The 1,575-nt window shown below is 41.3% G+C and carries 2 protein-coding genes and 1 pseudogene; all 3 read right to left on the bottom strand.

Translation table 11 applies throughout. From position 1 onward, the window contains the following. Nucleotides 1-445 (bottom strand): annotated as a pseudogene (locus tag ABD772_RS17480) (hypothetical protein); the annotation flags it as partial. A 284-nt stretch (nt 446-729) separates the two neighbouring features. Further along, on the bottom strand, nt 730-1,191 hold the full coding sequence (locus tag ABD772_RS17475) for a hypothetical protein (RefSeq protein WP_345107499.1): 462 nt from the start codon (nt 1,189-1,191) through the stop codon (nt 730-732). A gap of 8 nt (nt 1,192-1,199) precedes the next feature. Beyond that, nucleotides 1,200-1,575 (bottom strand): hypothetical protein (locus ABD772_RS17470; RefSeq protein WP_345107496.1); only part of this gene is annotated, 376 nt, incomplete at its 5' end.

Below are 1,575 nucleotides of genomic sequence, written 5' to 3'. Positions count from 1 at the left end.
CCATCAGGCGGTTCAGGTGATCGTAAACATAACGGTCCTTCACGTCAACCACTGTATCCTGCAAAGGCCTGATGATGCGCTCGCTGCCGGTAAGCTGACCGGTAAAGTTGTACCGGTTATTTACCACATCCACCCGCCCCAGATGGTTATCGCCAATCTGCTGGATCAGCCGGTTCTGCTTGTCATAATAATTCACCGTGGCCAGCCACAGGCTGTCGCTGCCCAGCACGTAGACCGTGCTGCCCGTCAGCATACCCATTGTCCGCCCGGTAGGGCTGGTGCCGTAGGTATTGGTTTGAAAAGGCTTGCTCGTCGCTTCCGGGAAACTATAATCATCATAATAAAACTGCGTATACGGCGTGGTTGATGCAGTAGGAAACGCATTGTTGGTATAGACGGTGTAGGTTACAGGAATATGGGCGTTGCCTGCGGCCGCGCTTTCCACTCATACGCCTGCAGGCCTTAGGCGCGGGCCGGTATCCGTTTCAATCGCTAACGCGGCTGGGCGCGCTGATCCATGTGTAGATATGTATCAGGTGAATCACTTAAAAAAATTCAACTATTGATAATCAATAATTTGGGTAAGTAATTTTGGTAACGCGGATCAGTTTGGATCATTTTTTATGACTTATATGTCTTTTTTGGATCAGCTGCGTTCGGCATTGTTAAGCTGAGCTTAATATTTTTAGGTCGAAGTTTTATAAACTTTGACCAGTGAGAGGGGGGCTTCTAACTCCAGGTTTTTTTAAAGTCCATTTTAAGTTGTTCTATGTTTGTATCAAGTTTCTTCTTTTTCACTACTTCTGCAAGTAAATCCAACTTTTGCAAAATGGATTGCTCTAAAAAGCTGTAACGCATTTCTTCTGATTTGCAAAAAAAATTTTCATCGTTTATGATTATTGGAATGCCGATTGATTTCTCTCTTTTTCTATAATCTTCTATTACTTTTAAATTTTGTTCTTGAATAGGAATCGGGTTTACATAAAACTGGAACAAAGCTAACCTCAAATCTTTGCCGTATTTTACATGCTTCAGTTTTTTTAATGTATCAGATATTCCTTTATCTCCCCAAATATAAGTTCTAAATAGATCTCCTTGCTCGGATGCTAAAGCTCTTATTTCTTGACTTGCGTTTGGGTCTGCTTCTGTAATCGAAACAAAACAACCAAATATGTTTTCAGTATCGCTCATAATTATAATTAATGCATCGTTTTATTCCACGGTCCTTTTAATATTTTATTTTGTAAGAATTCCCAATCCCAAGCAGATCTTCTGTTAGGAAACGGAATACTCTTCATATATTTATCTAACATAAAGGATTTCGTATACCTGCTTTCTGGTATTATCTTAGAGGTAATGCCATTTTTTAAAAAAGTACCATCGGAAGAATATAGTTTGTATCCCCAGGTCGGTCGTAAGCTTTTTAGAGAGTTTCCGTGTACTGCGGCTTTTTCACTCAGATCAACGGCCCCATGCTCAGCAAAACTTTCAGCAGCCTCTTTAATTGCGTACCCGGTTTTGCCAATAGGTACGAAGCTTGCCGCTGTAAAGGCAAAGGCACTCTGCATATCTCTT

Origin of the sequence: Mucilaginibacter panaciglaebae, from assembly GCF_039539265.1 — a bacterium.
Classification (GTDB): domain Bacteria; phylum Bacteroidota; class Bacteroidia; order Sphingobacteriales; family Sphingobacteriaceae; genus Mucilaginibacter; species Mucilaginibacter panaciglaebae.
The sequence above is the reverse complement of the archived record's forward strand: the minus strand, read 5'-3'. Positions and strand labels throughout refer to the sequence as shown.

Coding starts and splice junctions, on each gene's coding strand:
- ABD772_RS17475 (WP_345107499.1), bottom strand. CDS start 1,191: ATGAGCGATACTGAAAACATATTTGGTTGTTTTGTTTCGATTACAGAA.